20 protein-coding genes are annotated in these 22,837 nt (G+C 71.6%); 12 read left to right on the forward strand and 8 right to left on the reverse strand.

Features of this window, described 5'->3' with window-relative positions:
* Both KME77_RS22820 and KME77_RS22825 read right to left on the reverse strand, forming a co-directional pair.
* The coding region (locus KME77_RS22820; RefSeq protein WP_219470992.1) for an alpha/beta fold hydrolase at nt 1–520 on the reverse strand (520 nt) is incomplete at its 3' end.
* An 80-nt stretch (nt 521–600) separates the two neighbouring features.
* Entirely contained in the window at nt 601–1,209 is a 609-nt protein-coding gene (locus tag KME77_RS22825) for a class I SAM-dependent methyltransferase (protein ID WP_219470974.1), read from the reverse strand.
* A gap of 137 nt (nt 1,210–1,346) precedes the next feature.
* On the opposite strand from KME77_RS22825, the gene KME77_RS22830 reads away from it, so the two are divergent.
* From KME77_RS22830 to KME77_RS22865, 8 genes are all read left to right on the forward strand, one after another.
* Entirely contained in the window at nt 1,347–2,048 is a 702-nt protein-coding gene (locus KME77_RS22830) for a hypothetical protein (protein WP_219470975.1), read from the forward strand.
* A 93-nt stretch (nt 2,049–2,141) separates the two neighbouring features.
* Nucleotides 2,142–3,035: a TIGR01777 family oxidoreductase gene (locus KME77_RS22835; protein WP_219470976.1), complete on the forward strand. Its 894-nt coding sequence runs from the start codon at nt 2,142–2,144 to the stop codon at nt 3,033–3,035.
* Between the two features lie 85 nt (nt 3,036–3,120).
* Nucleotides 3,121–3,858 carry a Type 1 glutamine amidotransferase-like domain-containing protein gene (locus KME77_RS22840; protein ID WP_219470977.1) on the forward strand — a complete coding sequence of 246 codons (738 nt, stop codon included), beginning with the start codon at nt 3,121–3,123 and terminating at the stop codon, nt 3,856–3,858.
* Between the two features lie 72 nt (nt 3,859–3,930).
* Nucleotides 3,931–4,623 carry a lipoyl(octanoyl) transferase LipB gene (gene lipB, locus KME77_RS22845; RefSeq protein WP_219470978.1) on the forward strand — a complete coding sequence of 231 codons (693 nt, stop codon included), beginning with the start codon at nt 3,931–3,933 and terminating at the stop codon, nt 4,621–4,623.
* Between the two features lie 62 nt (nt 4,624–4,685).
* Nucleotides 4,686–5,666 (forward strand): hypothetical protein, encoded by a 981-nt coding sequence (locus tag KME77_RS22850; protein ID WP_219470979.1) that lies wholly within the window; start codon nt 4,686–4,688, stop codon nt 5,664–5,666.
* Nucleotides 5,667–5,725: 59 nt separating this feature from the next.
* Nucleotides 5,726–6,655, forward strand: coding sequence for a lipoyl synthase (gene lipA, locus KME77_RS22855; RefSeq protein ID WP_219470980.1), 930 nt, complete (start codon nt 5,726–5,728; stop codon nt 6,653–6,655).
* 158 nt (nt 6,656–6,813) lie between these two features.
* Complete coding sequence (locus KME77_RS22860; protein WP_219470981.1) at nt 6,814–7,494, forward strand: DUF4191 domain-containing protein; 681 nt, start codon at nt 6,814–6,816, stop codon at nt 7,492–7,494.
* Nucleotides 7,494–8,258, forward strand: coding sequence for a class I SAM-dependent methyltransferase (locus tag KME77_RS22865; protein WP_219470982.1), 765 nt, complete (start codon nt 7,494–7,496; stop codon nt 8,256–8,258). Before KME77_RS22860 ends, KME77_RS22865 begins: the two co-directional genes overlap by 1 nt.
* 77 nt (nt 8,259–8,335) lie before the next feature.
* Here KME77_RS22865 and KME77_RS22870 read toward each other — a convergent pair whose 3' ends face one another.
* Both KME77_RS22870 and KME77_RS22875 read right to left on the reverse strand, forming a co-directional pair.
* The gene (locus tag KME77_RS22870) at nt 8,336–12,649 is read right to left on the reverse strand and encodes a GH92 family glycosyl hydrolase (protein WP_219470983.1); all 4,314 of its coding nucleotides are present in this window, start codon (nt 12,647–12,649) and stop codon (nt 8,336–8,338) included.
* A 108-nt stretch (nt 12,650–12,757) separates the two neighbouring features.
* Nucleotides 12,758–13,219, reverse strand: coding sequence for an RDD family protein (locus tag KME77_RS22875; RefSeq protein ID WP_219470984.1), 462 nt, complete (start codon nt 13,217–13,219; stop codon nt 12,758–12,760).
* 76 nt (nt 13,220–13,295) lie between these two features.
* Between KME77_RS22875 and KME77_RS22880 the strand changes: the two genes are divergently transcribed.
* From KME77_RS22880 to KME77_RS22890, 3 genes are all read left to right on the forward strand, one after another.
* On the forward strand, nt 13,296–14,288 hold the full coding sequence (locus KME77_RS22880; RefSeq protein ID WP_219470985.1) for a hypothetical protein: 993 nt from the start codon (nt 13,296–13,298) through the stop codon (nt 14,286–14,288).
* 96 nt (nt 14,289–14,384) lie between these two features.
* Entirely contained in the window at nt 14,385–15,809 is a 1,425-nt protein-coding gene (glnA, locus tag KME77_RS22885; protein ID WP_219470986.1) for a type I glutamate--ammonia ligase, read from the forward strand.
* Nucleotides 15,810–15,886: 77 nt separating this feature from the next.
* Nucleotides 15,887–16,300, forward strand: a complete 414-nt coding sequence (locus KME77_RS22890) for a VOC family protein (protein WP_219470987.1) — start codon at nt 15,887–15,889, stop codon at nt 16,298–16,300.
* Here the strand turns inward: KME77_RS22890 and KME77_RS22895 are convergent.
* Nucleotides 16,297–17,541 carry an MFS transporter gene (locus KME77_RS22895; RefSeq protein WP_246610539.1) on the reverse strand — a complete coding sequence of 415 codons (1,245 nt, stop codon included), beginning with the start codon at nt 17,539–17,541 and terminating at the stop codon, nt 16,297–16,299. The genes KME77_RS22890 and KME77_RS22895 overlap by 4 nt on opposite strands.
* 82 nt (nt 17,542–17,623) lie before the next feature.
* Here KME77_RS22895 and KME77_RS22900 point away from each other — a divergent pair, with 82 nt between their 5' ends.
* Entirely contained in the window at nt 17,624–18,451 is an 828-nt protein-coding gene (locus KME77_RS22900; RefSeq protein ID WP_219470988.1) for a LysR family transcriptional regulator, read from the forward strand.
* A gap of 12 nt (nt 18,452–18,463) precedes the next feature.
* Here the strand turns inward: KME77_RS22900 and KME77_RS22905 are convergent, their stop codons facing one another.
* The 3 genes from KME77_RS22905 to KME77_RS22915 all read right to left on the reverse strand — a co-directional run.
* Nucleotides 18,464–18,994, reverse strand: a complete 531-nt coding sequence (locus KME77_RS22905) for a GNAT family N-acetyltransferase (protein ID WP_219470989.1) — start codon at nt 18,992–18,994, stop codon at nt 18,464–18,466.
* 15 nt (nt 18,995–19,009) lie between these two features.
* A complete protein-coding gene (locus tag KME77_RS22910; protein WP_308250835.1) occupies nt 19,010–20,008 on the reverse strand; it encodes a hypothetical protein in 999 nt (332 codons plus the stop codon).
* Between the two features lie 116 nt (nt 20,009–20,124).
* On the reverse strand, nt 20,125–22,837 hold a 2,713-nt coding region (locus KME77_RS22915; RefSeq protein ID WP_219470991.1), incomplete at its 5' end, for a bifunctional [glutamine synthetase] adenylyltransferase/[glutamine synthetase]-adenylyl-L-tyrosine phosphorylase.

Here is a 22,837-nt window from a genome sequence, read left to right on the forward strand (position 1 = left end):
TGACGGGGAAGGTCGCGTCCTCCGCGCCGGCCACGACGAGGACCGGCGCGGAGATCCGGCCGAACAGCTCCCGCTGGTCGGGACGGTTCGGGACGACGCTCGTCACGGCCCAGGCGGCCGAGCCGATCGCGACCCGCCGGACGGAGTCGGTGACGGCGGCGACGACGTGCGGCCTGGACTTGGCGGTGGGGCCGAGGAAGGCGTCGATCACCGGCTTGACCAGCGGGGGCCGGATCGCGCCGACCAGCCTGGCGACCCGGTTCAGCAGCGCGTACTGCAGCTTCTGCCCCCGCCCGGCGGGAGAGGCGGTCGCGTTCATCAGCACGGCGACGCCGACGCGGCCGGGGTGCAGCGCGGCGAAGGTGCCGCCGATCATGCCGCCCCAGGAGTTGCCGATCACGTGCGCGCGCTCGACCCCCAGGTCGTCGAGGATCTGCTCGACGACGCGGGCGCAGTCGGTGAAGGTGAAGGGCCGCGTCAGAGGGCTGCTGCCGCCGTGGCCGGGCGGATCGACGAGCAGTCCTCAAGGGGCTCTGCCTGCGTGTACTCCGCGTTTGAGCGCCCGGCCCGGAGAAGCTTCCGACGTTCCCACGCGCACGGCTACAGGGCGGGCTGCTGCCAGGTCAGCGAGTACCGGCGGAGCACGTGCCGGCGATAGCGCACGCCGGGCAGCAGTCGCCGGGCGGCGGCGCGTATCTGCCCGTAGCTCATCCACGGGTCGGCGACCGGCATCCCCGCCGGGGTGCGCGCACGGCGCAGCACCTTGGCGATCCGCACGACCGGGGCGGCCGCGATCGTCGCCGCCCAGTCCGCCGGGGTCGTCTCGCGGGCCAGGCCGACCACCACCAGCGTGCCGCCGGGACGCAGCAGCCCGCGCATGCGGGTGAGGGCGGACTCGAAGTCCATGTGGTGGATCGTGGACACCGAGCAGACGAAGTCGTAACCCGCGGCGGGCAGGTCGGCGGTGAGGAAGTCGCCCTCGACGAAGGTGAGATCCGGGTGGCCGGCCGCGAGTTCGCGGGCGCTGGCGATCATCTGGCGCGAGCTGTCGACACCGGTGACGCGCTTCGCCCGCCCGGCCAGTTTCCGCGCGAGCAGGCCGTCCCCGCAGCCGACGTCCAGCGCGTCGCCGCATCCCTCGGGAACGGCGCGCAGGATGCCCGGGTGGCGGGCGACGTTGGTGTTCCAGTAGGGGTCGGTCTGGCGCATTCGGATGATTGTAGGGACCCGGCCGGTCGCCTTTCGCCGGCTCTCGGACGGGTGGGCGCCGTCTCGGTCGGGTGGCTGCTCGTCGAGCGGGATCAGTACAGTCTCCGGAGTCGTGACGGTCGATCAAGGCAGGCGCCATGTCCGAGGATCCAGAGGCCGGCTCAGGCTTCCCCTCCGCCGGTATTCAGGATTTCGTCCACGACGCGTTCGACTATCCGGCCCACCGCGTGCGCGGTTCGGCCGCCGAAGCGTTGGATTGGGTCGAACAGTCGTCGCTGGCCGAGATCGACAAAGCCGCGCTACGCGTTTTTGTCGGCAGGTTTCCCGGGATTGCCTTCTACCGTGACGACGCGGCTCTTCTGGATCAGCTGGAACGGCGTAACGCGGTGGTATTGCCGTCATGGCTGCGGGAGATCCGGCAAACGCTGGCCGGGCCGGGGCCGGACGTCGAGATCCGGTTCGATGCTTTTGACGACTCGCGCGGCCCGCGCGCGGACAGAACGGGTGACGACGGCTTCGTCGACCTGTGGTACGGGGATCGTTCTGCCGGTTATCTGCAGGATGAAGATCGTGAACTGCTGATGGTGGGAGCCGGGTGTTATCCGCTCCTGTCCGCCACCGCCGGAGTGGAGTATCTGCTCGCCGCCGATCTTCGCGATTCGTCGAACGGGCTCATTGCCGACCTGTGTGATGAGGACATCATGGATGATCTTCATGAAGGCGGGCCGGGCGTTGAATCAGGGTGTCCAGCGTTCGAGTCGTACGCGAGCATGCTTTCGCACGTCATCGAGTGCCGCATGCGGGACGGCACGGTGATTCGCGGCCGGAGCCTTTTCTGACGCTGTCCTGCACATGGCTGGTGACCGGCATCGAGGGCGGGGCGGAGCGTGCCCCTACGGAGCCCTTCGGCTCCGGGGCGTAGGGTGGTCGGCATGGCGATCATCGTTACAGGGGCGTCCGGGCTGCTGGGCAAGCCCCTGGTAGAGGCTCTGCGAGCTGACGGGCGGCAGGTCGTACGACTGGTGCGGCGTCCTCCGCAGGCCGACGACGAAGCCTACTGGCAGCCCCGGGAGGACGTGATCGATCTTTCGGTGATCGAGGGCGCCGAGGCGGTCGTGCATCTGGCGGGGGCGTCGATCGGTGACCGGCGGTGGAACGAGGCGTACAAGCGCGAGCTGGTGGACAGCCGCGTCGACGGCACGCGGGTGCTCGTGGAGGCGATGCGGCAGGTGTCGAGCCCGCCGGAGGTGCTGGTGTCGGCGTCGGGGGTGGACTTCTACGGCGACACCGGGGACCGGGTGATCGACGAGTCGCAGGGCAAGGGCGGCGGGTTCCTGGCCGAGCTGTGCGAGCGCTGGGAGGGTGAGGCCGCGGCGGCGGGCCGGCTGGGGGTGCGGGCCGTCCAGTTGCGTACCGGATTGGTGCTGAGCGGGCGGGGTGGCGCGCTCGGGCGGATTTTGCCGATTTTCCGGATCGGGCTGGGGGCGCCGCTCGGCAGCGGGAAGCAGTTCTGGTCGTGGATTTCGGAAGAGGACTGGGTTCAAGCGACCCTACATATCCTGAAAAATCGGGAATTGGTGGGGGCGGTTAATCTCACCTCCCCGAACCCGGTCACCAACGCTGAATTCACCACGACCCTCGGAAAAGCCCTGCGCAAGGGCACTGTTCCGATCCCCGTGCCCGCCTTCGCGCTCGCTCTCGGGGTCGGCGAGTTCGCCCATGAGGCCCTGCTGCCCAGCCATCGCATAACACCCGCGAAACTGCTCGGCAGCGGCTACGGCTTCACGCACAGCCATCTCCCCGAGGCGTTCAGCGCCGTAATCTGAGCCGTATTCCGGGCCGTGATCCAGGGCGTAATCTAGGTCGTAATCCAGTGGGCCGTTCGTCCTTCACACACGGGGAGACATCGACATGAGCAGATCGGGACAGTCGCACATTCTTGCCATCGGCGGCGGTTCGTTCCGCCCGACAGCGCGCTACGGCTTCGTCGAGGCGAGCCCGCTGCTGCGCTACGGTCTCGACCTGACCGGCCAGGACCGGCCCAAGCTGGGGCTGGTCGCGACGGCGATGGGCGACAACGCGGACTGGATCCTGAAGATGTACGGGGCGTTCGCCGGGTGGGACGTCGAGGTGAGCCATCTGACGGTCTTCCCGATGCCGAACGTCGAGGACTCGCGGGCCTGGATCCTCGAACAGGACATGATCTACGTCAGCGGTGGCAGCGTGGCCAACCTGGCGGCGCTGTGGCGGCTGCACGGGCTTGACGAGGCGTTCGAGGAGGCCTGGCGGTCGGGGGTGGTGCTGTCGGGGCAGAGCGCGGGCGCGTTGTGCTGGCACGTCGGCGGCAACACCGACTCCTTCGGGCCCGAGCTGCGCGTGTGGGCCGACGGCCTGGCGCTGCTGCCGTACTCGTGCGGGGTGCACTACAACGCCGAGCCGCAGCGCCGCCCGCTGCTGCACGAGTCGGTGGCCAGCGGCGAGCTGCCCGAAGGCTACGCGGCCGACGAGGGGGTGGCGCTGCACTACGTGGGCACCGACTTCATCCAGGCCGTCACCACCGACCCGGCCGGCTACGCCTACAAGGTCGAGCACGACGGGGCCGGAGGAGCCAAGGAGTTCCGGATCGAGCCCCGGCTGCTCACGTCCTGAATCACCGATCGAGCCTCGTCGGCCCGCATCCTGAATTACCCTGGATGGGTGAGGGAACGGCACAATAGACCCATGCGCCCCAAGCACGGGGTCGATCCCCACACACTGGCCATCGTCCGCCTCGGTGTCGACGTTCCCTACGAGCAGGCCTGGCAGCTGCAGCGCTGGGTGCACGGCAAGCGCGTGGCCGGTGAGCTGACCGACACGGCCCTCCTCCTGGAGCACGCGCCCGTCTACACGGCGGGCAAGCGCACCGCTCCCCACGAACGCCCCTCCGACGGCACCCCCGTGATCGACGTCGACCGCGGGGGCCGCATCACCTGGCACGGTCCCGGGCAGCTCGTCGCGTACCCGATCGTCTCGGTCGATGACGTGACCGGCTACGTCTGCCGCCTGGAGGACACGATGATCCAGGTGTGCGCCGACTTCGGCGTCACGGCCAGGCGGGTGAGCGGGCGGCCAGGCGTCTGGGCGGCGGGCGACGCCAGTCTCGGGCTGCCGGACCGGCAGCTCGGCGCGGTGGCGATCCGGGTGTCGCGCGGGGTGACGATGCATGGGTTCGCCCTGAACTGCGCCAATGATCCGCGCTGGTTCAGCAGGATCGTCCCGTGCGGCATCCCCGACGTGGGCGTCTCCTCGCTGTCGGCGGAGACCGGGCGCAGGATCGTGGTCGAGGAGGTCATGCCGATCGCCGAGAAGCGGCTGGCCGAGGCCCTGGGGCTGGAGCCGTACGAGCTGCACGAGGAAGACCTCCTGCGCCGCTGAGACGACGCCGGCTCTGAGGTCTGGAGGTGGAATCCGGGCGCCGGGCTGCTTACCATCCCCCTGTGAAGCGGATCGCGGCTCTGCTCCTCGCCCTCGTCGTCCACGCGCTCACTCTCGCGTTCGTCGTGCTCGGCGGGTGGACGATCGCCTCCGGCTCGCAGTTCGTGCTGTCGTGGGCGCTCGGCGCGCTGCTGCTCGGCATCGGCTGGCTGCTGCGCCCGCGGCTGGGCCGGCTGCCCGCCGACGCCGAGGTGCTCGGCCGTTCCGAGGCCTTCCAGCTGTACGGGATGGCGGACCGGGTGGCCGACCGGATCGGCGTCAGGCGCCCCGCGAAGGTGGCGGTCAGGGACCTGGCCCTGGACACGACGTACACGCGCAACGGCCTGCTCAGGACCCCCGTGCTGGTCGTCGGGCTGCCGACGTGGCTGGCGCTGGCGCCGAGGCAGCGGGTCGCGCTGCTGGCCAGGGCGTACGCGGACCTGCCGAGCGGCGAGGACCTGTTCGTCGGCGGCGCCCTGTCCACGCTGGCCGAGTGGCGCGGCGCGCTCATGGGGGCGGCCCCGCTCCAAGTGCGCGACGAGGCGCAGACGAAGATCGCCTCGTCCCTGGGCACGCTGGACACCGTGGGCACCGGCTACGAGGTGGCCGGCTTCCTCGGCCGTGTGCTCGGCCGGCTGATCGGCGGCCCGCTGATGCTGGTCGAGTACGGCCTGACCAGGCTGGCCCGCTCCGGCGACGCCCGTCGCGCCGAGCGCCGCGCGACGCGGGCGCGGCGGATCCTGACCGCCGCGGAGCTGGCCGAGATCAACGCGCTGCTGGCCGGCGGCCGGTACGTCGCCCCCATGCAGGCGGCCTTCCTGCGCGGGGAGAGCGTGGCGGCGATCAGGCGGTCGGCGCTGGCGCCCGCCCTGCTGACCCGCGACGGCGTCTACACCACCCCGCCGGGCGCCGAGCTGCTCGGCTCGGCCGAGTCCGACCGCCTGGACGACGAGCTGCTGCGGCACTACACCCGCGCGATCCGCGGCTTCGGCCTCATCACCTGACCACCGCGACCCCTGGGCCTGGTGGCGGGTCAGGTGCGGCGGAGACGTAAGCTGGAAACGTGACCGTTGCTCCTGAAGGCCGAAAGCTCCTCCGCCTGGAGGTGCGCAACGCCGAGACCCCTATCGAGCGCAAGCCCCCGTGGATCAAGACCAGGATGAGGACGGGCCCCGAATACACCGAGCTGAAATCGCTCGTGCGCCGGGAGGGCCTGCACACGGTCTGTGAAGAGGCGGGCTGTCCCAACATCTTCGAGTGCTGGGAGGACCGTGAGGCGACGTTCCTCATCGGCGGCGACCAGTGCACGCGCCGTTGCGACTTCTGCCAGATCGACACCGGCAAGCCCAAGGAGTACGACCGCGACGAGCCGCGCCGCGTGGCCGAGTCGGTCCAGCAGATGGGCCTGCGCTACGCGACCGTGACCGGCGTGGCCCGCGACGACCTGCCCGATGGCGGCGCCTGGCTGTACGCCGAGACCGCCCGGCAGATCCACGCCCTGCTGCCCGGCTGCGGCGTCGAGCTGCTGGTGCCCGACTTCAACGGCAACCGCGAGCAGCTGGAGGAGGTCTTCTCCAGCAAGCCCGAGGTGTTCGCGCACAACGTCGAGACCGTGCCGCGGATCTTCAAGCGCATCCGTCCCGCCTTCCGCTACGAGCGGTCGCTGGGCGTGATCACGACGGCCCGCGAGGCCGGGCTGGTCACCAAGTCCAACCTGATCCTGGGCATGGGCGAGACGCGTGAGGAGGTCGTCGAGGCGATGCGCGACCTGCACGCCGCCGGCACCGACCTGCTGACGATCACCCAATACCTGCGGCCCTCGCCGCGCCACCACCCGGTGGAGCGGTGGGTCAAGCCGGAGGAGTTCGTGGAGCTGCAGGCCGAGGCCGAGGCGATCGGGTTCGCGGGCGTGCTGTCCGGGCCGCTCGTGCGCTCGTCCTACCGCGCGGGCAGGCTGTACAAGCAGGCCATCGAGGCCCGCCAGACCGCCTGAGCGCCGCGCTCCCCCGTACGAGGACCGTCCCCTCCTCAGGGGGCGGTCTTTTGCTGGACGGCCGGCCCTCGGCGGGCTTTGCGCACAATACGGAAAAGAATCCCAGTTTGGGCAGAGCCGTTTTCGTCTATGGCGGCTCGGGTTTGTATTCTTCGAGCATGGCAAAGTCCGAGGACCCAGAGAAGCCGGGGCGCATCAAGCAGCTCCGCATGATCGCGCAGATCATCAAGCAGGCCAACCCCAAGGGGTTGCCGATCGTCTTCCTGTCGGCGGTCGGCACGCTCGCTGTGGTCGTCGTGATCGGGCTGGTCACGGACTATCTGTGGTATTCGGTGTTCCTCGGCGTGATGGCCGCGTTCACCGTGGGCCTGGTGGTGTTCGGGCAGCTCGCGCAGCGGGCACAATACTCCATCCTGCACGGCCAGACCGGGGCCGCCGCCGCGGTGCTGCAGGGCATGCGCGGCAACTGGCAGGTCACCCCGGCCATGGCGGTCAACCGTGACCAGGACCTGGTCCACCTCGTGATCGGCTTCCCCGGGGTGGTGCTGGTGTCCGAGGGGCCGGGCAACCGGGTGGCCCGGATGCTGGCGGCCGAGAAGAAGCGGGTCGCGCGGGTGGTGCTCGGCGTCGAGATCTATGACGTCCAGTGCGGCGACGGTGAGGGGCAGGTGCCGCTGGCCAAGCTGCAGCGCCACATCATGAAGCTGCCGCGCAACCTGAAGAAGCCCGCGGTCAACGAGGTGAAAGACCGCCTGCGCTCGCTGCCCAAGAACATGCCGATGCCCAAGGGCCCGATGCCGAAGGGCACCCGGGTCCCGCGCGGGCCCAAGATGCGCTAGTGACGTCCGGCTCATCGCTGGCCAACCGCGGCTGGTGGGACGGCAACGCCGACGACTACCAGCTCGAACACGGCGACTTCCTGCGCGACGCCGGGTTCGTCTGGTGCCCGGAGGGCGTGGACGAGGCCGAGGCCGGGCTGCTCGGCGAGGTGCGCGGCCGGCGGGTGCTGGAGATCGGCTGCGGGGCGGCGCAGTGCGCGCGGTGGCTGGTGACCCAGGGGGCCGAGGTGGCCGCGTTCGACCTGTCGCACCGGCAGTTGCGCCACTCGCAGCGCATCGATCTCGACACGGGGCTGCGCGTCCCGGTGGTGCAGGCGGACGCCGAGGCGCTGCCGTTCGGCGACGGCGTGTTCGACGTGGCCTGCTCGGCCTTCGGGGCGCTGCCGTTCGTGGCCGATCCCCTGGCGGTCCTGCGCGAGGTGCGCAGGGTGGTGCGGCCGGGCGGGCGGTTCGTGTTCTCGGTCAGCCATCCGATCCGGTGGGCGTTCCCGGACGATCCGGGGCCGCGCGGGCTCACCTCCGACCGGTCCTACTTCGACCGGACGCCGTACGAGGAGGTGGACGAGTACGGGACGCGCACGTACGTGGAGCACCACCGCACGATGGGCGACTGGATCGGCCTGGTCGTGGCGTCGGGGCTGACCGTGACGGGGCTGCTGGAGCCCGAGTGGCCGCGGGGGCACGAGCGGGTGTGGGGCGGGTGGAGCCCGCTGCGCGGCCGGCACCTCCCCGGCACGGCCATCTTCAGCTGCGCCCGCCCCTGACCCGCTGGCCGCTCGCCGGGCGTACGGCGGGCCGGGGACCGTGCGCGACGGCCCCCGGCAGGCCTTTCATCCTCGGGCTAGAGCCCCTTGCACTGTCCCAGCGCCGGTCCGGAGACCGTGTTCGGCAGGCCGTTGCCGACCGGCGCGGGCGTGTTGCCCGCGCAGGTCAGCGGCCCCTTGACGGTGCTGGCGGCGATCACCGGCCCGGTGTTGCCGACGAGCGCCACGGGCCCGCCGAACGACGACCTCTCCAGTGACAGCTCCTTGACCGAGGTGGCCGCGAGCGGGCCGCCCACGGTGGTGTCGGCCAGCGTCACCTGCTCGGCGCCCGTCGCCGCCACGGCCCCGTCCACGGTGGCGGACAGCCCGGCCAGCGAGGCGCCGCCGCGCACCACCACCGAGCCGGTCACGTGCGCGCCCGCCGCCAGGCACGTCACGCCCGAACTCACCGTGAGCGAGCCGTTGTGCGTGCCGCTGATCGTCCGCGTGCACGTGGGGGCGGGCGCGGCGAGCAGCTCCAGCTCGGCGAGCGTGCCGGTGGCGGTGAGGCGGTAGTGGGCGTACCGGCCGGGACGGCCGATCTTGAACGGCCTGGTCTGCCTGGCCTCGAACGCCTGGCCGTCGCGCTGGTCGATGACCGTCCAGGCGGCGCCGTCGTAGGAGCCTTCGAGCTTCCAGGACGCCGGGGCGCCGGTGGCCGCGGACGTCAGCGTGTAGAAGGTGACCTTGTCCCGCGAACCCGCCTTCAGGGCGATGTTCCCGGCCAAGGCGGTGGAGGTGGCGGACGTGTCGTCCGACAGCTCCGCCGGCCCGCCCGAGACGGCGATGTCGCGCAACGGCCGCGGCGCCTGCCCCTCCGGCGTGATCGACTCCGGCGGCTCGCCCCACGACGACGGCTTGGACCCCATCGAGAAGTCCAGCACCGCCCCGCGGGCCAGCACGTCGTGCGGCAGCGACGTGGACCTCCACGCCTTGCCGTTCACCTTCAGCCCCTGGACGTAGACGTTGCGCGCGCTGTTGTCCGGGGCCTTGACCACCACGTCGCGGCCGTTGGGCAGGTGCACGGTCGCCTTCCTGAACAGCGGCGACCCGATCGCGTACTCCTGGCTGCCCGCCTGCAGCGGGTAGAACCCGAGCGCGCCGAAGACGTACCAGGCCGACATCTCGCCGTTGTCCTCGTCGCCCGGGTAGCCCTGCCCGATCTCGCTGCCCAGGTAGAGCCGCGACAGCGCCTCCCTGACCTTGGCCTGCGTCTTGGCGGCCTGCCCGACGTAGTCGTACATGTAGATGATGTGGTGCGAGGGCTGGTTGCTGTGCCCGTACTGGCCCATGCGCACGTCCCTGGCCTCGCGCATCTCGTGGATGACCCCGTTGTACGAGCCGCCGAACGTGGCCGTCTCCTGGTCGGCGAAGAAGGCGTCGAGCTTCTTGGCCAGGCCCTGGCGCCCGCCGTAGAGCGAGGCGAGGCCGGCGCCGTCCTGGGGGGCGTGGAAGGCCATGTTCCAGCCGTTGGTCTCGGTGTAGTCGAAGCCCCACACGCGCGGGTCGTAGTCGGCCTTGGTGCGGCGCCACTTGCCGGTGGAGTCGCGGCCCTGGAAGAAGCCCACCTCCGGGTCGAACATGTTGACGTAGTTCAGGGCCCTGTTACGGAAATATTCGGACTCCTCCAGGTAGCGGGTCTTCTCGGCGCCGGTCGCCTGTTTGGCCAGGGCCGCGGCCATGGTCGAGATGCCGTAGTCGTTGATGTAGCCGTCCATGGCCCAGGAGAGGCCCTCGCCCACCTCGTTCAGCGCGGTGTACCCGCGGAAGATCGAGGTCTGCAGCCCCTTGCGGCCGACGGCGGAGTTCGGCGGCACCACGGTCGCGTTCTTGACCGCCGCCGCGTACGCCGACTTCGCGTCGAAGCCGCGCACGCCCTTGCTGTAGGCGTCGGCGAACGCCACGTCCGAGCTGGTGCCGACCATCAGGTCGGCGTAGCCGGGCGAGGACCAGCGGGCGATCCAGCCGCCGTCGCGGTACTGCTGCACGAAGCCGTCCACCAGTTCGCCCGCGTCGCGCGACAGCAGCGAGTACGCCGGCCAGGTGGTCCGGTAGGTGTCCCAGAAGCCGTTGTTGACGTAGATCTTGCCGTCCACGATCTTCGCCCCGGTCCGTGTGGGCGTGTCGGGGCCGGTCCGCGCCGACACCGGGCTGGCGTACCTGTAGGCGGGGGCGGCGGCGGTGCCGGTGTTCTCGAAGCCGGAGTTCGGATAGAGGAAGAGCCGGTACAGGTTCGAGTACAGCGTGGTGAGCTGGTCCTGGGTGGCGCCCTCGACCTCGACGGCGTCGAGCCGGTCCTCCCACGCCCGTTGCGCCCTGGCCCTGACCTCCTCGAACGTGCCGTTCTCCAGCTCCAGGTTGTGCCTGGCCTGCTCGACGCCGATGAACGAGGTCGCGATCCGCATCGTGACCTGCTTGGCCGCGAAGTGCGCGTACCCGGTCACGTTGTCGCGGCCCGCCCCGGTCAGCTTGCCGCCGTCGTCCGGCCGCTGGTCGAACACGGCGTACACGTACATGCGGGTCGCGCCCGCCGACAGGCCGCTGCGCGCGTCGGTGTAGCCGGTGACGACGCCCTGGTCGATGCTCAGGCCGCCGTTGTTGTCGTAGTTGTCGAAGATCAGGCTGCCGCCCTCGCCGGGGAAGGTGAAGCGGAAGATCGCCGCGTGGTCGGCGGGCGCGATCTCCGTGCGGATGCCGTTGAGCAGGTCCACGCCGTAGTAGTACGGCTTGGCGGTCTCGCCGGAGTGCAGGAACTGGGTGGCCCTGGCGACCCGGTCGGGGTCCGGCTTGGCCAGCAGCGACGGCATGACCTGGAACGACTGCCGGTCGCCCATCCACGGGCTCGGCTCGTGGCCGGCGGCGAACGCCTGGATGGTCGGGATGTTGTCGGCGTTGCCGTTGCGGTGGTACTCGTACAGCCAGGAGTTCGACCCGGAGCCGGTCATCGGCGTCCAGAAGTTGAACCCGTGCGGCACCGCCGTGGCCGGGAAGTTGTTACCGCGCGAGAAGCCGCCGGTCGACTGGGTGCCGCGGGTCGTCACGACATGGTCGGCCAGGCTCTTGACCTGCTGCGGCTTGGCGTTCGTGAGCGTGATGTCGTCCACCCAGCCCTTGAACGGCAGCGGCCCCGCCGGACCGTCGTAGGCCACCAGGACGCGCTTGATCCGCTTGCCCTTGGCGACCTCGCCGACGCGTGAGCGCTTGAGGTTCCACTGGTCGGCGTAGAGGGTCTTGGACTCGCCCTGCGCGCGCGGGCTCAGCCTGATCCCGTGCTGGTCCTTGGCCTTGAGGTCGCTGAGGTAGGTGCCGTCGGAGAAGGCCAGGTCGACGCTGACGTACGTGCTGGGGTAGCTCAGGGACGCGCCCGTGAACTCGGGGAACAGCAGGTACGACAGCTCGGTGTCGGCCGTGACCGGGATGTCGGTCTCGAACACCTTGTTGGTGGAGTGCCCGCCCGTGGCGGTGGTGGTGCTGCCGGAGTAGCGCAGCGCCTTGAGGCCGGTGTACCCGGCGCGCGGCTTGGCGGTGTAGCCGCTGCCCGGGCCGGGGCCGATCAGGGTGCGCATGTCGGTGGGCGGCTTGGGCGAGGTGTCGCCGTCCGAGAGCTGGAGCTCGGCGAGCTGCACGATCGAGCCGGAGCCGATCTTCGTGACGTTGAGCCGGTAGTAGAGGAAGGACTGCGGGCTCGCCACGTCGAACTCACGGGTCTTCAGCCGGGCGTCGAACACCTCCCCCGCCCGGGTGTCCACGGCCGTCCAGGCTTCGCCGTCGCTGGAGCCTTCGAGCGCCCAGTCGCGCGGGTCGCGTTCGGCCGCGTCGTTGGCCGAGGCCATGGCGTACCGGGCGACCGCGATGGGCTTGGACAGCTTGACCGACACCCAGCCGGTGCTGCTGAAGACCAGCCACTTGGTGTTGACGTCGCCGTCGAGCAGGTTCTCCTTCACCTCGCCCGCGGCGGTGTACTCGCCGCTGGCCGCGATGTCGACGATCTCGTCGGTGATGTTGCCGGGGATGCCGCCCGTGGTGCTGCCGGTGATCCCCTCGGCCTTCCTGCCCTCCTCGACCGTGTTCAGCCAGGCCGGCTGCGGGTCGGCGCTCTCCAGCGAGGAATGGAAAAGCGCGCCCGGCGGGGCGGTGCGCACGGGCTCACGCCTGGCGGCGCCCGGCGGCGGGGTCACCTCCTCGATGGGCGCGGGCTGGGTGGGGGCCGCCGACGGGGCGTCCGACGGCAGCGGTGACGGCGGCGGATCGGCCGCCACGCCGGTCGGTGGGCCGGCCACCGCCACGCCGGATAAACCGGCGAATCCAAGAACGGAAGCGGCCGCCATGACCGCAAGACGAACTCTCCGCATGTCGCCTCCTGACAACGTTGTCAACAGCAGACTCCGAGACGACAACGTTGTCAATGGCGACTCACAGGGCTTGCCCGTGCCCTGTGCGAACGCGCCCGCTCACAGGAGCTACATGCGCACGACCATGGTGTTGGAGCTGCGGTCGTGGATCCCCCGGTGGTCGCGGTCCCAGATCAGCGCGGGCACGACCAGGCTGAGCAGCACCGTACGCGCCAGGACGGGCAGCAGCCGCGGAGCCCCTCCGTCCATCGCCGCCACCCTGATCCCCGCCAGCCGGTGCCCGAACGTCTGCCCCATGAAGGCCACCAGCAGCAGGTACTGGAGCGCGAACACCAGCGCGGGCGCCCACGGCGACTCGGCCGGGTTCATCCGCAGCACCAGCTGCACGACCACCCACGTGCAGATCATCCAGTCGATCACCAGGGCGGCGATGCGCCGGCCCCACCCGGCGATCGCGCCGCTGCCCTCCTCGGGCAGCCCGAGGCGCTCGCCCGGGTACCCGAGGTCCACCCCGGCCGCCCGTACGCCCCCCAGCCAGGTCTGCGTCCAGCGCGGCTCATTCTTGCTCATGCCTCCACGGTATCCGCCGGGGAGGCCGGTCAGGATTGTGACCCAACCGCGCTTTTCCTGCCCGATGATGTTCGCCATGCAGAACGGGGACGGCTTAGGGGACGACCTGGACTCGCGGTTCAGCGAGCTGGTCGCGCAGTTCGACGCCGGGGAGCAGCGCAGGATGCGCGCGTCGGCCGCCAAGGACGCCAGGGCCGCCGGCAGGCCGCGACGGGTGCGGCGGGGGCTGCTCGCGGTCGCGGCGGTGACGGCGGTGATCACCGGGGCGGGCGCGGTCGTGGTGTTCCGGCCTGACCTGCTGACGCCTCGGCCGGGGGTGACCTCGGAGCCGGCCCCGGTGGCCTTCGGCGAACCGGTGCAGGACCGCGCGTCCGCTGCCGTGTCGCCGTTCGCCGGGTCCCCCGCCGAGAGGTACGCGGACGGGATCGCCGGCTTCGCCATGCCGGAGGCGAAGGCGCTGGGCGGCCTGTCCGGGAAGGACGTCGCCAAGGGCCTGGAGCGCGCCCGCGACCTCCTCGGCGCCGCCTTCCTCGACCGTCAGACGCTCCTGGGCGGCGAACCGGCGGCCTTCACGAAGCTGCTCGACCGCGACCAGCGCACCTGGTTCCGCGACGGGCTGCGCGGCAAGGGCGAGGACAACACCCGCGGCTGGGTCACCAGCTTCGCGCCCGGGACCGTCGAACTCGCCGGTGACGTCATCAAGGTGCACGGCACGACCACCCTGTCGGCCTTCAAGGAGAAGGGGCTCGAAGGCGCCAAGGCCACGATCAAGTACCTGGTCGTCTATGCCGTCCGCAGCCCCGGGCGGCCGGGCACCGCCATCCGGCTCGTGGCCCACCAGACCGGCACCTTCCAGATCTACCGGGAGTCGGGCCGCCTGATCACCTGGATCGACGACTGGAGCGGCAGCACGACGCCCGCCCGGTGCGACACGGACGACGGTTACGTCCACCCCTCCTTCGACGACTCCGTGCCCGACACCTCGGTGCCGACCGGTCCGCAGGAGAACCCCTACGACCTGGACCAGCCGGAGAAGGGCGGCGGGTGCCGCCGATCGGAGAGCACCTGACCCCGCTTAACACCCGCGAAACAAACGAGACACCAACCGGAAACGGCTCCGACCTAGCGTCAGTTTGATACCCATGTCCCCAGGGAGGTTCGTAGAGTGTTCAGCTCCGCCGACGACGTCCTGAAATTCATCAGAGACGAGGGAGTGCAATTCGTCGATGTCAGGTTCACCGACCTGCCGGGGACGACGCACCATTTCACCTTCCCGGTCGAGAACTTCGGCGCAGGCGTCTTCACCGACGGCCTCATGTTCGACGGCTCGTCCATCCGCGGCTTCCAGGCCATCCACGAGTCGGACATGCTCCTGCTGCCCGATCCGACCAGCGCGGTCGTGGACCCCTTCCGCCAGCACAAGACGCTCAACCTCAACTTCTTCGTGCACGACCCGCTGACCGGCGAGGCCTACAGCCGCGACCCGCGCAACGTCGCGCGCAAGGCCGAGGAGTACCTCAAGGGCACCGGCATCGCCGACACCGTCTACTTCGGGCCCGAGGCGGAGTTCTACATCTTCGACGACGTCCGCTTCGAGACCAAGGAGAACGCGGGCTACTACTACATCGACTCCATCGAGGGCGCCTGGAACACCGGCGCGGCCACCGAGGGCGGCAACCTCGGCTACAAGCCCCGCTACAAGGGCGGATACTTCCCCGTCCCGCCGATGGACCACTTCACCGACCTGCGCTCGGAGATGGTGCGCAACCTCATCGAGGCCGGCATCGAGGTCGAGATGCAGCACCACGAGGTCGGCACGGCAGGCCAGGCGGAGATCGACTTCAAGTTCGGCACGCTGCTCAAGACGGCCGACAACCTGATGCTCTACAAGTACGTCATCAAGAGCACGGCCCTGGAGTACGGCCACACGGTCACGTTCATGCCCAAGCCGATCTTCGGTGACAACGGCTCCGGCATGCACTGCCACCAGTCGCTGTGGAAGGACGGCTCGCCCCTCTTCTACGACGAGGTCGGCTACGCGGGCCTGTCCGACACGGCCCGCTACTACATCGGCGGCCTGCTGCGGCACGCCCCGTCGCTGCTGGCCTTCACCAACCCGACGGTCAACTCCTACCACCGTCTGGTGCCCGGCTACGAGGCGCCGGTCAACCTGGTCTACTCGCAGCGCAACCGCTCGGCGTGCGTCCGCATCCCGATCACGGGCTCCAACCCGAAGGCCAAGCGCATCGAGTTCCGGGTCCCCGACCCCTCCTGCAACCCGTACTTCGCCTTCTCGGCCATGCTGATGGCCGGCCTGGACGGCATCCGCAACAAGATCGAGCCGCCGGAGCCGGTCGACAAGGACCTGTACGAGCTGCCTCCGGAGGAGGCCCGCCAGGTGCCCCAGGTGCCCGGCTCCCTGCCCGAGGTCCTGGCCGCCCTGGAGACCGACCACGACTACCTCCTCGAGGGCGGCGTCTTCACGCCGGACCTCATCGAGACGTGGGTGGCCTACAAGCGGGCCAACGAGGTGGACCCGATCCGCCTGCGCCCGCACCCGCACGAGTTCGAGCTGTATTACGACATCTGATGCCGTAGCGGGAAAGGCCACCGATCCGCGGGTCGGTGGCCTTTCGCGTGCGGCGGGGTCGCGTGCAGAATGCGGCGATGCACCGTAGCCGTCTCTGTCACCTCGTCATCGACGTCGGCGATCTCGACGCCGCCGTCGTCTTCTGGCGCGCCGCCCTGGACGCCGCCGAGGAGCCCCTGGACCCGGACGTCTCCGGCGTCTACCGCAGGCTCGTCCTGCCGGACTCCGGCATCCGCGTCCTGCTGCAGCGTACGGGGGACGCCAAGACGTCCAAGGAGCGCATGCACCTGGACCTGGAGTCGGACGACGTCGAGGCGGAGGTGCGGCGGCTGGAGCGGCTCGGCGCGACCCGCCACGACCGCCAGAGCTACCGCGACGGCGACTTCTGGGTGCTGCGTGATCCGTGGGGGAACGAGTTCTGCGTGCTGCGGCCCGAGTTCCCCGAACTGCTGGCCGCCCGGCGCGCTTGGCCCGGCGAGGAGAGCGGTTAGCGGGAGACGAGGGCGCGGCGGGAGGTGAGGGCGTAGCAGGCGGTGGTGGCGGCCGTCAGCGCGGCCGCGACCGGCAGCGGGTGGCTCAGGCCGCCCAGGACTGCCACGCCGAGGGTGGCGCCGACCTGGCGGGAGGCGTTCAGGATGCCGCCCGCCGTCCCGGCCGTCCCCGGCGGGGCGGCACCGACGATCCCGGCCATGAGCGCGGGCAGGACGAACGACAGGCCGAAGCCCATGACGACCAGCCAGGGCGCCGGCGAGTCGGTGAAGGAGAGGCCCGCCAGGCCGGCCGTCAGCAGGGCGAGGCCGGCCAGGATCGGCGGGCGGGCGCCGTGACGGGCCACGAGGCGGCCGGTGAGCAGCGGGTTCACGGTCATGGGGAGGGTCATCGGCAGGAACGCGAGCCCGGCCGCCATCGGGGTCAGGTGGCGGGTGTCCTGCATGAGCAGGGTGAGGACGAACAGGGCGCCGGCGAAGACGAAGTTGGCGACCGCGCCGGCCAGCAGTTCGGGCCAGGTCGCGGCGAGCAGGCCGCCGGGCAGGCTCGGGGTGCGGCTGCGGCGTTCCGTCGTCACCAGCGCGAGCAGGACGGGCACGGCGAGCAGGCCGGCGATCCACGAGGAGTTGATCAGGGCCCCGGCGACCAGGCCGAGCAGGAGGCAGGCCAGGGCCTGGACGGGCCAGTCGATGTGGCGGTGACCGGCGGCTGAGCGGACCTTCCGCATGGTCAGGAGGCTGACCAGGGCGATGGGCGGGTTGAGCAGGAAGACGGCGCGCCAGCCGTACAGGCCGACGAGCGCCCCGCCGAGCAGCGGGCCGGCCGCCAGGGCCGAGCCGGTGACGGCGGCCCATACGCCGGTGGCGCGGGCGCGCCGGGACGGGTCGGGGTAGAGCTGGGCGAGCAGGCCGAGCGAGCCGCCGGTGCACAGGGCGCCCGCCAGGCCGAGCAGCGCGCGCAGGCCGATCAGCGCGGCGAGGCCGGGGGCCGCGGCGCACAGGAGCGAGACCACGCCGAAGGCCACCACGCCGGCCTTGAAGACGCGGGCCGCGCCGTAGCGGTCGGCGACCGCCCCCGCGGTGAGCAGGGCGGCGGCGAAGGCGACGGTGTAGGCGTTCACGGCCCACTGCTGTCCGGCCAGCGAGCCGCCGAGCGAGGCGCGTACGTCGGGCAGCGCGATCGTCAGGACGGTCGCGTCGAGGATGACCAGGAAGTAGGCGAGGGAGAAACCGAACAGCTTCATGCCGTCAGCCTGCTGAAACAGGGCGTTCACCCTCAACAGGCCCAGCCGCGGGGGGCGTTCGGGAAAACCGTATGCTGCTTCTGTGGATCTGCGTCAGTTGCGGGGGTTCGTGGCGGTGGCTGGGGCGGGCACCGTCACGGGAGCCGCCGACCGGCTCGGCCTCGCCCCCGCGTCGGTGTCGGAGCAGGTGCGGCGGCTGGAGGACAGCCTCGGCGTCGCGCTGTTCGAGCGTACGCCCCAGGGGATGCGCTTGACCGAGCCCGGCGCCACGCTGCTGGCGCGGGCGCAGGCGCTGCTCGACCACGCCGAGGAGGTGCGGCGCGTGGTGACCGGCCGGCGCCGCCGGGTGCGGATCGGGGCGCTGGAGATGCTGGCCGCGGTCAAGCTGCCCGCCGTGATCCGCCGCCTCTCCGAGCGCTGCCCCGACCTCGACGTGGACGTGCGCGCGCTGACCCGGCAGGACCTGCTGGCCGAGGTGACCCGCGGCGGCCTGGACGCGGCGCTGCTGGTGGACTCGGGTCCGGCCATCGGCGGGCTCGGCTTCGTCCCGCCGCCCGGCCTGGACTTCGCCGACGTGGACGAGGTGCGGCTGTTCCTGGTCGCCGCCCCCGGCGGCGACAGGGATCCGCTGCTGGTCAGCGCGCCGGGTTGCTCGATCCGGCTGGCGGCCGACCAGGTGTTCGGGGCCGAGGTGCCGCGCAGGGAGCTGACCAGCCTCGCCACCGCCCGCGAGTGGACGAGGCAGGGGCTCGGGCGGGCGCTGCTGCCGGACTTCGTGACGGAGGCCGACCTGGCGTCGGGGGCGCTGGTGCCGCTCGACCTCGACGCGCCCGTGCTGGCGGTGCGCCTGGTCTGGCAGCGCGGCCGGGAGTCCGCCCTGCGCGACGTCCTGTACGCGATGAGCGTCTGAGCCCCTGCGAGCTCAGCGGGCCGGTCTCAGGCGGTACAGGACGTGCGGGACCAGGGGGCTGCCGGCCGGCACGTCCGGGTGGTCGAAGTCGTCGGCGGGGTCGCGGGTCATGCCCAGGCGTTCCATCACGGAGCGGGAGCGGGTGTTCCCGACGGTGGTGATGGAGACGATCTCCGCCAGCCCGGCCTCCTCGAACCCGTACCGTACGGCCCGCCGCGCCGCCTCGATCGCGTACCCGTGCCCCCAGGCCGTCCGCCTGAGCCGCCACCCCACCTCGACCGCGGGCGTGAACGGCGCCTCGAACGTCTGGAACGCCAGCCCGGTGAACCCGATGAACTCGCCGCTCCCGCGCACCTCCAGCGCCCACAGCCCGTACCCGCGGGTCTCGAAGCCCTCCTCGATCCGGTCCACCAGCAGGTCGCTCTGCCGCCTGGTCATCACGGCGGGAAAGTAACGCATCACCTCGGGGTCGGCGTTCATGGCCGCGAACGGCTCCCGGTCGGCCTCACGCCATCTGCGCATGACGAGGCGCTCAGTGTCCATCCCGGCGGCGCCCATCTAGCGGTGCCCCCGGATGCCGGTGAGGCGGCGCAGCAGGTCCCACCAGAACGGCGCGCCGAACAGCAGCGCCACGTACGTCAGCAGGTATCCGGGCCAGTGGCTGAGCGTGGTGAGGCGGTCCCACCACAGGGCGCCGTTCCAGTGGATGCTGGGGTCGCCCTCGGCCGGGATCGACACGCTGACGATGGCGTGGTCGAACACCTTGACCAGCGCGGGCTGGCTCAGCGTGTCGGTGATGCAGGGGACCGGGTTCGACTGGGCGCAGGAGGCCTTCAGCTCGCTGTAGGCGTCGGGACCGGCCTCGGCCACGGCCGTCACCGAGGCGCGGAAGGCGTTGTCGCGCAGCAGTGTTTTGCCGTACTCGAGCCCGTCCATCGTGAACAGCAGCGTCACCGCCACGCCGAGCACGGCCACCACCCACTTGACGTAGCGCCTGTACAGCATTGACAGGCGCTGCATCTCCGAGTCGAACCACGTCTCGACGCCCTGCCTGAAGCGGTCCATGTCGCGCTGCGCGGTCTCCCACACGCCCTTGAGGTGGCCGTACAGGGGGCTGCGGACGGCCTTCAGCTTCTCCAGCAGGCCCTCGACGCCGTCCTTCTCGGTGGCCGCCATCTCCATCATCGCCACGGCGAAGCGGCCGGGCGGCAGGTTCGCGATGCTGGTGCGGCCTCTCGTGGGGTGGTCGATCTCCTGGACCCGCTGGTAGAGCAGGTTCGTCATGGCGTCTTCCGCCTTGGTCTCCCGCACGGGGGCCTCGGCCGCCTCGGCGGGCGCGGGCTGGTCGCTGTGCTTGGGCCGCGGGTCGCGGACGAACGGCAGGGACGCGAACACGCCCCGGACACTGGCGGGCAGCCACGCCCTGCCCTCGGCGTCGCTGCCGTCGAGGGTGTCCCTGAGGTAGGCCCACAGGAACTTGCTGCGGATGGCCAGCAGCCGTACGAATGCCTCGTTGAGGCCGCTGACCAGCAAGGACAGCAGCAGGAACGAGAGCACGAGCCCTAAGGCGAGGTCTACGTAAGTGGACAGCAAATTCGATCACCCCGCGCCTTGATACACCCGGCGGGGTCTCACCCGCAACGAGAGCGCGGATGCCCGGCCGCATCGGCGTCTCAGGCGCCGTAGAAGACCCGGTCGACGACCTGGCGGGCGCGGCGGGTGCCGCGGCGGTAGTCGTCCAGGAAGTCCTCCGACCCGTCGGGCGGGTAGCCGAGCGTCCGGGCGATCATCCGCCGCTCGCGCGCGTCGGCCGGGACGCTGTCCCCCGGACGCCCCTTGACCAGCATGATCGCGTCCCTGATGCGGGAGGCGAACCGCCATGCGGCCGCCAGCACCTCCTCGTCCTGCTCCGACAGCAGCCCCTCGGCCCTGGCGGCCCGCAGCGCCTCCAGGGTGCGCGTGGTGCGCAGCGGCGGGTGGGCGGCGGCGAAGCGGAGCTGCAGGAGCTGCGCCACCCACTCGACGTCCGACAGCCCGCCGGGGCCGAGCTTGGTGTGCAGGGCGGGGTCGGCGCCGCGCGGCAGCCGTTCGGCCTCCATGCGGGCCTTGAGCCGCCTGATCTCGCGTACGACGTCGTCGGTCAGCCCGCCGGCCGGGTAGCGCCGCTCGTCGGCCATCGCCGTGAACTCGGCGCCCAGCGCGGCGTCCCCGGCGGAGAAGCGGGCGCGCAGCAGCGCCTGCGCCTCCCAGGGGGAGGACCAGCGGGCGTAGTAGGCGCGGTAGGAGGCGAACGTGCGCACCAGCGGCCCCTGCCTGCCCTCGGGCCGCAGGTCCGGGTCGATGAGCAGGGGCGGGTCGGGGGCGGGCAGCGCGAGGAGGCGGCGCAGCTCGTTCGCGACGGCGAAGGCGGCGTCGCTCGCCTCGCGCTCGGAGGCGCCGGGCAAGGGCGAGTGGACGAACATCACGTCGGCGTCGCTCGCGTACGAGGACTCCATGCCGCCCAGCCGGCCCATGGCGATCACCGCGAAGCGGGTCGGCAGCTCGCCCCGCCGTTCGGCGGCCACCTTGCCGATCGCCACGTCGAGCGCGGCCTGGATGGTGACGTCGTTCAGGGACGACAGGGCGACCCCGACCTGCTCAATGCTGATAAGTCCGGAAATGTCGGCTACGGCGGTGCGGAGCAGCTCCCGCCGCCGCAACGCCCGCACGGCGGCCACGGCCGCCTCCGTATTGACCCCTGTGTTGACGCCTGTGCCGGCTCCCGTGGTGGCCCCCGCGTCGCCCCCTGTGTCGACCTCTGCTGGGGCGTCTGCTGGGGCGTCTGCGAGGGCCGCTGTGGGGCCGCCGGTGCCGGCCCCGTACCGGGACACGGCCGCCGACGCCTCCCCCAGCAGCGACTCCGGCGAGCGCGGCGTCAGCTCCTCGTCCGAGCCCAGCAGCCCGACCGCGTCGGGCGCGTTGGACAGCAGCCCGGTGGCGTACTTGCTGGTGCCGAGCACCCGCGCCATCCGCGCCGCCACGGCCGTCTCGTCGCGCAGCAGCCGCAGGTACCACGGCGTGGCCCCGAGCTTGTCGCTCACCTGCCGGAACCCCAGCAGCCCGGCGTCGGGGTCGGGCGTGTCGGCGAACCAGCCGAGCATGACCGGCAGCAGCGTCCGCTGGATGGCCGCCCGCCGCGAGACTCCGCTGGTCAGGGCGGCGATGTGGCGCAGCGCGCCGTTGGGGTCGACGTAGCCGAGGGCCTCCAGCCGCGCGACCGCCGCCGCGGTGGACAGCCTGGCCTCCGACTCGGGCAGCCGGGCCACCGCCTGGAGCAGCGGCCGGTAGAACAGCTTCTCGTGCAGCCGCCGCGCCTCCATCGCGTGCCGCCGCCACCGGGCCGTGAACTCCCCCACCGGGTCGGCCTGCATGCCCAGCGCCCGGCCCAGCCTGCGCAGGTCGTCGTGATCGGTCGGCAGCACATGGGTGCGGCGCAGCCGGTGCAGCTGCAGCAGGTGCTCCACCTGGCGCAGGAACGTGTACGCCTCGGCCAGGCCGCGCGAGTCGTCGCGCCCCACGTACCCGCCCCTGGACAGCGCGGCCAGCGCGGGCAGCGTGGCCCTCCTGCGCAGCAGCGGGTCGAGCCGCCCGTGGACGAGCTGCAGCAGCTGCACCGCGAACTCGATGTCGCGCAGCCCGCCGGGGCCGAGCTTGATCTGCCGCTCGCCCTCGGCCCGTACGTGGGCCTCGACGCGGCGGCGCATGGCCTGCACGTCCTCGACGAAGTGGTCGCGGGTGGCGGCCGACCAGACCATGTCGTTGACGGCCCCGACGTACTCCTCGCCCAGCGCGAGGTCGCCCGCCACCGGCCGCGCCTTCAGCAGCGCCTGGAACTCCCACGTCTTGGCCCAGCGCCGGTAGTACGCCAGGTGGCTGGCCAGCGTGCGGACCAGCGGCCCCGAGCGGCCCTCCGGCCGCAGCCCGGCGTCGACCTCCCACAGCGACCCCTCGGGGGTGGCCGCGGTGCAGGCCCGCATCATGGCCTGGGCCAGCCGCGTCGCGCCGCGCAGCGCGGCGGTCTCGTCGGCGCCGTCACGCGGCTCGGCGACGAAGATCACGTCCACGTCGCTGATGTAGTTCAGCTCCCTGGCGCCCTGCTTGCCCATGCCGATCACGGCCAGCCGCACGTCAGGCGCGCCGACCTCGGCGCGGGCGATGGCCAGGGCGGCCTCCAGCGCCGCGCCGGCGAGGTCGGACAGCTCGCTGGTGACCTCCGGCAGCCCGGCCTGGCCGGTGAGGTCGCGTGCCGCCAGGTGCATCAGCCGCCCCCGGTAGGCCACCCGCAACGCCACCAGCGCGTCGGCGGCGCCGGCGCGCGGCTCCGCCTCGCCCGGGGCCGCGCCGGCC

It is taken from the genome of Nonomuraea rhizosphaerae, from assembly GCF_019396405.1.
GTDB lineage: Bacteria > Actinomycetota > Actinomycetes > Streptosporangiales > Streptosporangiaceae > Nonomuraea > Nonomuraea rhizosphaerae.